At 35.7% G+C, this 9610-nt stretch carries 4 protein-coding genes and 1 CRISPR repeat array; of the genes, 1 reads left to right on the top strand and 3 read right to left on the bottom strand.

Annotated elements, in window-relative coordinates; translation table 11 throughout:
- Positions 1–339 precede the first annotated feature (339 nt).
- A CRISPR array of direct repeats spans positions 340–1227; the repeat unit is 47 nt; unit sequence GTTGTGATTAGCTTTAAAATTAGTATCTTTGCAATATTAGAAACAAC.
- A 109-nt stretch (positions 1228–1336) separates the two neighbouring features.
- From cas2 to cas9, 3 genes are read right to left on the bottom strand one after another with little or no spacing between them, the layout of a single operon-like run.
- Positions 1337–1633, bottom strand: coding sequence for a CRISPR-associated endonuclease Cas2 (cas2, locus tag LO761_RS12385; protein WP_272818592.1), 297 nt, complete (start codon positions 1631–1633; stop codon positions 1337–1339).
- Between the two features lie 50 nt (positions 1634–1683).
- Complete coding sequence (gene cas1, locus LO761_RS12380) at positions 1684–2616, bottom strand: type II CRISPR-associated endonuclease Cas1 (RefSeq protein ID WP_272818591.1); 933 nt, start codon at positions 2614–2616, stop codon at positions 1684–1686.
- 12 nt (positions 2617–2628) lie between these two features.
- Positions 2629–6774: a type II CRISPR RNA-guided endonuclease Cas9 gene (gene cas9, locus LO761_RS12375; RefSeq protein WP_272818590.1), complete on the bottom strand. Its 4146-nt coding sequence runs from the start codon at positions 6772–6774 to the stop codon at positions 2629–2631.
- 527 nt (positions 6775–7301) lie between these two features.
- Between cas9 and LO761_RS12370 the strand changes: the two genes are divergently transcribed.
- The gene (locus LO761_RS12370; protein WP_272818589.1) at positions 7302–9230 is read left to right on the top strand and encodes a DEAD/DEAH box helicase; all 1929 of its coding nucleotides are present in this window, start codon (positions 7302–7304) and stop codon (positions 9228–9230) included.
- Positions 9231–9610: the final 380 nt, after the last annotated feature.

Below are 9610 nucleotides of genomic sequence, written 5' to 3'. Positions count from 1 at the left end.
CAGACTCCTCATACTCGCGAAGAAGATTTAATTTTTCTTCCTCACTGTAATGTTTGTACTTTTTACGCATAAGTTATACACATTTTTATGGTTATTAAATGTGTCTACTTATATCAGTATAAGTCATGACTTTTCCTCCACATCTTTATGACCATTTTAATGAACCAAACAAAAGGGGGAAAACATCTTGTCAACATACTACAAGACCATATTCTACCTTCGTAGGTATCTGCATGACTTCTCTGTTTTTTTTCGAATTCACGTTAAAGTAAGCCTTATTATAGAAATACACAATAAAACAACTTGAACTAATCATCCAATTGATAAAAAGTTATGTTTCATCGGATTCACACTAAAATTAGTATCTTTGCAATATTAGAAACAACTCTCTACCTATGACTCTCCTGATACTTTTGTTGTGATTAGCTTTAAAATTAGTATCTTTGCAATATTAGAAACAACTGTAACACCCAATTTAGTACCTGGCCTTAGTTGTGATTAGCTTTAAAATTAGTATCTTTGCAATATTAGAAACAACGAACAATAGAAACATATAAAAGACAATGTGGTTGTGATTAGCTTTAAAATTAGTATCTTTGCAATATTAGAAACAACTCCTCCCATGTGTGGTTGCCACTGTCGCTGTTGTGATTAGCTTTAAAATTAGTATCTTTGCAATATTAGAAACAACACCGTGCAGAACAGTGCCGGCACCGTTCAGTTGTGATTAGCTTTAAAATTAGTATCTTTGCAATATTAGAAACAACATAGAACGTGGAATATTCAACTATCCAGGAGTTGTGATTAGCTTTAAAATTAGTATCTTTGCAATATTAGAAACAACAAAGCTTCGTATATATCCATTATCGTTGCAGTTGTGATTAGCTTTAAAATTAGTATCTTTGCAATATTAGAAACAACAGGATTCGAGTTGGGAAAGCGAAAGGAATAGTTGTGATTAGCTTTAAAATTAGTATCTTTGCAATATTAGAAACAACTCCTTTGCGATGAGGACATGCGGAAAGGTGTTGTGATTAGCTTTAAAATTAGTATCTTTGCAATATTAGAAACAACGGTATAACCGTGGAAGTATTCAAGCATCTTGTTGTGATTAGCTTTAAAATTAGTATCTTTGCAATATTAGAAACAACATTATTTTCAAACCATATATTTCTGCCGTGTTGTGATTAGCTTTAAAATTAGTATCTTTGCAATATTAGAAACAACAGACAGCGCATAAGAGACTGAATATCAATCAAATTATGACGATTGAAGGAAAATAAAAAATTGCATAGAAATTAAAGTTCCATCCGGTGAAGATGGAACTTTAATTTTTCTAGAAAAGTTCTAACTGCACACCAGGAGCATTAGGAGGTTGAGGCTTCTTGCCATAGAAAAGTTTAATTTGTTCAAACTGCTTATCCGTAATACCCATTATCCCTACCTGCCCATATGTTGGAATAAAAGAGGTTATGCGTTTTATATGAACTTCCATGTTTTCTTTACTACCACAATGACGGATATAAATGGAAAATTGAAACATCGTGAATCCATCTTTCAATAGATTCTCACGAAAGAGCGATGCTGCTTTTCGTTCTTTCTTTGTATCGGTAGGTAAATCAAAGAACACCATTAGCCACATAGTTCTATACTGACTGAATCTATTGGTTTCCACTAATAATTTTATAACTCAGGATAAATAATTTTTCTTTGCTCACCGGTAAAACATTTGTAAAGCGAAGCTGTAGTTTGCTGCGTTGCAATCATTAACGGGCTCTTTTTGTTCCCAATGATTATATCAAGCACAGGTATGGATAGCAGTTTTATTTTTATATCTTTTGTAAGTTCATTATAATCATTGACTGAAGCCATCACATCTAAAACCACACCGTCAACATAGGGGCGATAAGGTTCCATAATGTCATCTGCAAGGCAGTAAGCATTGTATTTATTATGATGATGGATTCCCAATGTAGGGAGTAATCCACTTACAACCAACGACCGTGCTACAACAGCACGTAATATAGCATACCCATAGTTAAGAAGATTATTGGGAGGTTCGCCTTCGCGTGTCCTTACAAAGTTTAGAATATCAGGAAAAAGATTCTTCCAATAGTAAGCTGCTGCTCGTGCTTCAAGATTATCGGGATCACCACTCCTAACTTTATCTGCCCAAGCAAACATACATGCGGTTTCTGTATTGGTATATAGATCAAGAATTTTAGCTTGATTAATGATTTTTTGTTTTACAGTTTGCTGCCATAATTGTTTCTTGAGTGGTAGAGATGCCTCTATTTGCATACGAAAACGTTCGTTCTGTGTTGTATTGCCACATAAAGGCAAAAACAATCCGATAGGTAAGTTCCGGTTATCGCAAGTAATAACGGCACTGTTATTTTCTATCAATGCCTCTAACGCTGCCGATGTGATGGTTATTTGTTTATTATCGAGCAGCACAACTCCAATATCTTCAATTGGGATTGTACGTTCAGCTTGCTTTTTAAATTTTTCGGGTAGCTCATTGCACGTTTCTATTTCGGGCAAATGGATAACTAACTGTGCATTACGCAAACCTAAATAGGCAGGATTACTAAAGCATAACGTTTTCTTTATCATAAGCCATCTATTTTAATCATATTCACCTACTGCTACTATTTTACCAATAGAATTAACACGCACTTTAACAATGCCATCTAAGTATGGTAAAGATTTTAGTTGTTTGTATGTTATTCCTTTAAGTTTAGATATCTTTTCTACATTTGTTTCCAAGTGATGCCTAAACATATAATCTCGAATTATGGTATTACCATAATCTATTTTTGAAATAGTTTGAACTCTATATAGATTTGGACTGATCTTTTCATAATTAGCCTCGTCCATTAAATCCATCTCAGAAGGCACGAATCCTGTTTCTTCATTAGGAAACACAAAATATTCGTTTTGTTTCATTGTAAAAAGGAATCGCCATCCTATATCGTAATTAAAGTTTTTATCAACAATAGGAACGTTCTGCGATTTACGTTCAGCAGCTTCAAAGAATGAAACAGCATTGTCTTGCAAGTTGCCTTTTTCATCACGATAAATTGCAATATGGTGATTTTTGCTTGTTTGAACATAATCACCCAACATGCTTTTCCCATTCTTTCCAATAACAGGTTCACCGGATTGGCTCTTCAACGTATGCAAAGGAATTGCGCTTAAAACTCCTTCAACGCTAACACGCTTTAAAGTTATATTCTTTTCTCGGTCAAGGAAAATAGGACATTCGTCTAAATTACTGAAAGCTTTCTTCTCGTCTCCACCAAACTCTTCCAACCGAGCTTTCAGAATATCTCGTATCCCTTTATCAATAACCTTATCGAGTTTAAGGTCTGGTGTGATTAGTTTGCGGACAGGATGATACATTTCCCATTCCACTGTCTTAACCAATGCAGGAACAACTTTTGTCTGCTGCGCATTCAGATAAATAGGATTCTTTTCTAACGCATTTCTTCCGGTAAAAGCTTTTTTAGCATTACCTCCATATTCGTTAAGACGCTTTAGTAAGGCTTCACGAACAACCGGACTACTCACCTTATTAATAGTATTTTCATCTAATGCTGAACCCACCTTTACCATTTTTATTACAGGGCGCATCTTCGTGCCATATATGGTTTCATTATGTAAAGGCCCTCGTGGTGTAAGTTGTACCTTTTTTATTATACCATGTTTTGTTTTAATCTTATTTATATTCAGCGTTGTCACCTTGTTTTTCGCTTTAATTGAAACTAAAATAGAATTAAGATGACGTTTTGCTTCAGCACGGAATTCATTAATAGGAATAGGAGCATTAAAGCGAAGACTATTACTTTTATCTCTATGCAACTCTTTATTTTCAATTGCGTAGATACTGCCACCTTTATTGCTTCGTGCATTAAGGTTGTTCAGATACTGAATATAAGAAGGTTTTGTAAAGGCTATCGTCAGAGCATCCATTGCATGATGGCGATGGTCATTGCGCTTTGTCCAATCTTTTATTCGTCTGATTTTCTTTCCATCTCTGTCTTCAACTTCTTCCGCCAAACCTAATTTTTTATACTTTTCAAAGTTTAATTCTTTCATAACATCTACCAACTGCCAATCTTCGCGCAGTCGGTTTGTTATCTCTCCTGTAGTTGGCGTTACGGTCTTTACCAACTCGCCTAAAATCTCATAAGCTTTCCTTGCTATATACTGTGTGTTGCGAAGATCACGTTCTATAAAGCCAGAAGGTATATCAGTTTCAGACATTAAGAGTTTGTTATATTTTGCCCGGCTTATAACTCTATTTTCAAGAAGTATATTTAATCGCTTTCTATATTCCTCAACAGCCTGATTTCCATACTTTCCCTGAATAAAGTCGAACGCTGTCGCATTACTCTTAGCTATATTTACGTCACGTGCTTCTATAGTTTTATTAGAGAATGAATCATCGAACAAACGTGCTTTAGGAATGATATGTTCTATATCAAAGTCTTTAGAGAATAGTTTCTCCTTGGGGATATATGTATTTGAATAAAGCGTTTTAAATCCATTGAATTCAAGTTCTTTATATAATTTATATTTTATAATGTCATTCCGACTTATATAAGATAAACCAAACTCCTTTTCCAATATCTCACGAATACGTAGATTTTCTGCATTACCCTGATTGATAGCACGAGAACGTTCCTCTCGCTCAGCGGCACCACTCTTCAGCTCTCGTGCCATTTCTATTCTTATTTCATCAGGCTTACCATACTTATCAATGATAGCGTTTATAACATTAATCATTTGATTGAGAATCTTCTCAACTACAGGATTACGCAAACTATTCTTTGGCAGTAAGTCTAATCTTTCTTTATATACTTTTTGCTCTAATTCGGCCTTTGTAAACGATCGACGTGAATGATTGTAACCAGCGTATGCACAGGCTTGGCTATAGTCGTTTCCTTCCTGAAGGAAAGGTAAAATCTTACGCATGGCCTTTACACTTAAATTAGCATAATCTTCTTCAAAAACTATATCGCAAAGCAATAATGCATATTCTCTGGAAAAGCCAAAAGTGGTTTCCAATTTCCTGAGCAATGCTTCGTTACCCGTTCGAGAATTATCACTTTCGTATGAATACAGCAAATGCCACAGTTGATACATAGGCTGTTCTTCCAACTTATGTTTTTCTAATAAAGGATCGAAATCAAGGATATCGGTATTAAAACCTAAACCGCTAAAAACAGTTCTAACATAATGGCGAATGTATGAAGCATCTTCTTTCTTGAAGTCGCATTCTTCATGTCCTGATAATGTAATGATGCGATTATAACAGTCGTAAAGTGTAGCCTGCGTACGATTTCCCTCCAATTCTTTATAATTTAAATCCCAACGCTTACCTTTTTTATTTATTACCTTTAGCGCATCCGTTTTACTTAATTTCGCTTTAACGCTTAATTCTCGATAAAGCTTCTTTTTTTCATCTTCATCAAGAAAACGCTTATCTTTCGTTTCTGTATCAATAAGCAAAACGTTGTTTAGATTTTGCCAAATTCTAAACTCCTGAAATACAGGTGACGACTTTGGAGCTACTTTCGGTCCAATAGTCATTTCCTTTTCATTTCCATCATTCATCACTTTAACTTTGCGTTGTTCGAGTTCACAAATAGAAATAAGTCCTTTTTTACTCTTCAATGGACGTTGATAGAAAATGATAATATCTCTGAGTTCTTGTTTCAATTCTGGCGTTAACTCCTTGTGAAAAGTTGCTTGTGTTTCCCATATCTTTTCAAATTCGTCTAAATAATCTTGACGATAAAAAGGTTTATTCTTTATGCTGATATGTGGATTTTCTTTTAACGAAGTCCAAAGATATTGTCCAACAGTTTGTTGGTTAAAATAAAGTTCTTTACTCCTGTCGCTAATAGCACCAAGAAGCCCACTTGTATTTTCGATTTGTCCTTTTAAATCGCTAATGACAAAAGCCAAAACATCTTTTTCAATCTTCCTATACAAAGCTTCTACACGCCATCTTAAAGGTTGTAGCTTCTTATCTAAATCTTTTAAATCGGCAGAATAGATACCATATTTAGCAAGAAAAATTTTATTTGTATTAGTTTTTGTTTTACCTTCTAATTGCTGTTTAAATTCATCTGTCAGTATTTCCGGATAATACTTCTTCTGCTCATTCCATATTCTTTCTAATTCTGAAATTAAGTCAAAACGATAATAACTTGGAACAAACTTTCTACCCTTATTTTGTAACAGAAGTGAGTATTCAGCAGGAGTCAAATGATCTTCGTAAAGCTTTTTGGCAATAGTCATTCCATCAAAAGCCTGCCCGTCTTCTTTATTATTCGCTTTTCGATTGCTTTTATAGCCACGTTTTTTATTGAGCATAAATAAAATACGTGTAAATTCGTGCAAGGAAATCTCTTCGGTTACTGCCTTTGCACGAAGTTTATATGTCCCAAAAATTGAATCTTTACCTTCTTCATACATTGGTTCAGAACCTACCCAACCTTGTTTTTGCAAACAATCACGAAGGTTTTGTCTACGAAGTTTATATCGTTGAAGGTTTATTCTTGCTCCATGACGCTGCTGCCTTTCAGAATTGGTTGTAATTGCTTTTCCTTTTTCAAAATTTCCTTTCTCATCTACTGTTAATGGATTTACCCTCACTCCAAGACGGACAATAGAAGATTTTTCATTATCATTTTCTGCTTCATTTACTAAAGCCCAGCCTATACTTGTTGTACCTAAATCTAATCCTAAAATGCTTTTCATAATTGAATTGTTAATGTGTTTCGTAAAAATACAAAATATTTTAGTTAAAAATAAATTTAACATAAAAAACTTGCATATTATTTGAAAACACAGTAGTTTTGTACAACTAATTTTAAAGCATTCACAATAAGGATTATTCCGTTGTGAAAACATTAGGTTTCCTCGTCCTATAACACGGGGATTTTTTATCCCAAATCGGTCATTAGAGCATTGTTATCATCTTTTTCTAATGACCGATTTGGGGTTATTTATAGCCTTCCACTTGTTCCTGTTTAATTGCTAAATCAATTTAAATAAACGGAAAAATTGAAGATGTAAATGTATTGTTATAGAATTAATTAAATAGAAGGAGTATGTACAAACTCTCATTCTTTTATGATATATGGAAGTCCTAATTGTTAATTACACTTAAATAGAGAATAGTATAGAAAGAGTTATGATTTGTAATCGGATGATAATCACTATCTTTGCAGACCTTTTTCAAAGGTGAGTTCTGCAACTCAGCAGACTAAAGAAATAAATATTGAATGAAAACATTTGAAGAATTAGGCGTTTCTCCTGAAATACGGAAAGCCATTGAAGAAATGGGATATGAGAATCCCATGCCTGTACAAGAAGAAGTTATTCCGTATTTGTTGGGGGACGGAAATGATGTGGTTGCTTTAGCTCAGACAGGGACAGGAAAGACAGCAGCTTACGGACTTCCGCTTATTCAGCGGACAGATGTCTCTAAAGTAGTTCCACAATCGTTGATACTTTGTCCTACACGTGAACTTTGTTTGCAAATCTCCGGTGATCTTACTGATTACTCTAAATATATTGATGGCCTGAAAGTACTTCCGGTGTACGGAGGCTCTTCTATACAGAGCCAAATACGTATGCTGAAGTCCGGTGTTCATATTATAGTTGCTACACCGGGGCGTCTCATTGATTTAATGAAACGTAATGTTGCCAAGCTCGATACTGTAAATAATGTAGTAATGGATGAAGCTGATGAGATGCTTGACATGGGTTTTTCAGAAGACTTAAACGCTATTTTGGAACAGGTCCCTCAGGAACGGAATACGCTGATGTTCTCTGCTACCATGAGTAATGACATCTCACGTATCGCAAAGCAGTATCTGCGTAATGCTAAGGAGATTACTATCGGAACAAAAAACGAAGGCAGCAATAATGTGAATCATGTTGCCTATATCGTTCGTGCCAAAGATAAATACGCAGCGTTGAAGCGAATTGTCGATTATTATCCACAGATATATGGAATCATTTTCTGTCGTACCCGTTTGGAAACACAGGAAGTGGCAGATAAATTGATTCAGGATGGATACGACGCGGAACCTTTGCATGGAGATTTAAGTCAAGCTCAACGTGACTTAGTTATGCAGAAGTTCCGCCAACGGCATTTGCAATTGTTAGTGGCAACAGACGTGGCCGCCAGAGGATTGGATGTCAGCGATTTAACTCATGTTATAAACTACGGATTTCCGGATGATAATGAGGTGTATACTCACAGAAGCGGACGAACAGGCCGTGCAGGAAAGACGGGAATTTCTATGGCTATTATCAATTTGCGTGAACGTGGTAAATTACGTGACATAGAACGTACTATGCAGAAGAAGTTCACTATAGGGACTCTTCCGACAGGTAAGCAGATTTGTGAACAGCAATTGCTGAAAGTGATTGATGATGTGGAGAAAGTGAAAGTGAATGAGGATGAGATAAAGGATTTTCTTCCTGATGTTTATCGCAAATGGGAATGGTTGTCGAAAGAGGACTTGATTAAACGAATGGTTTCTCTGGAGTTCAATCGCTTCTTAGAATATTACAGCAATGCGGATGAGGTAGAATCATTGACTCTTGAAACAAAGAAAGAAAAGAGCGTTCGTAAGGACCGATGCGCAGAAAGAGAGCGACGAACCCATACTGCCGAGAAAGGTTATACCCGAATCTTTATTACTTTAGGAAAGAAAGACGGAATAGTTCCAAACAAATTGATAGAATTAATTAATAGAAATACGAAAGGACAACATATTGAAGTGGGCCGAATTGATTTGATGCAGAATCTTTCGTTCTTTGAAGTTCCTAATGCTCAGGCAGACGATACAATTAATGCTTTGAATGGAATCAATGTGAAAGGTCGTCGGATAGTTGTTGAGATCGCGAGAGAAAATACAGGGAAATCCGACATATCAGGTAGAAAGCGTGGATCGGAAAGTAATAGTTCTCGTCGGGGCGAAAGGGCGGAAAGACGACGCGGAGGACGTTCCGAAAGAAGAGAGTCTCGTTCGGAAACGCAAAGCAGAAAAACAGATCGTAAGGCTGATAGCTCTGATCGTAAGTTCAGAAAGAAGAATAAAAAGGAAGAAGAATTTGTTTTGATGAAAGAGTCTGCTAAGAAAGACGATTGGAAACAGTTTTTCATTCATAATGAAGACAGTCGCAAAAAGAAGAAATGACGAATTCATACTATATTATTAAGGAAAGGCTGTGCTTGTCGCGCAGCTTTTCTTATAGTTTGCTGTGTGTAAAAGTCGCTTTATATACGTGATACAGGTGAACAGAGAAAGTCATCAAATGTTTTGAACATCTCATACGTATCAAACTTCTATTTCATACGTATAAAATGACTAACTCATCCGCATGAATTACTCAACTCGTCCGCATGAACTGTCCAACTCATCCGCATGACTTCATTCGTTTATGCGTACCCTGACTTTACCTGATTTTACTAGACACTTTTTTGCTACATTAGCTGAACCGGTAGACACTTTTTTCCTTGCCATACTGATTCCCTATACACCATCGAGCAACCCGTGCTGTTTTGATAGACAGTGCA

This window comes from Phocaeicola oris, from assembly GCF_021295095.1.
Lineage (GTDB): Bacteria > Bacteroidota > Bacteroidia > Bacteroidales > Bacteroidaceae > Phocaeicola > Phocaeicola oris.
This window is presented reverse-complemented; position numbering and strand designations above follow the sequence as displayed.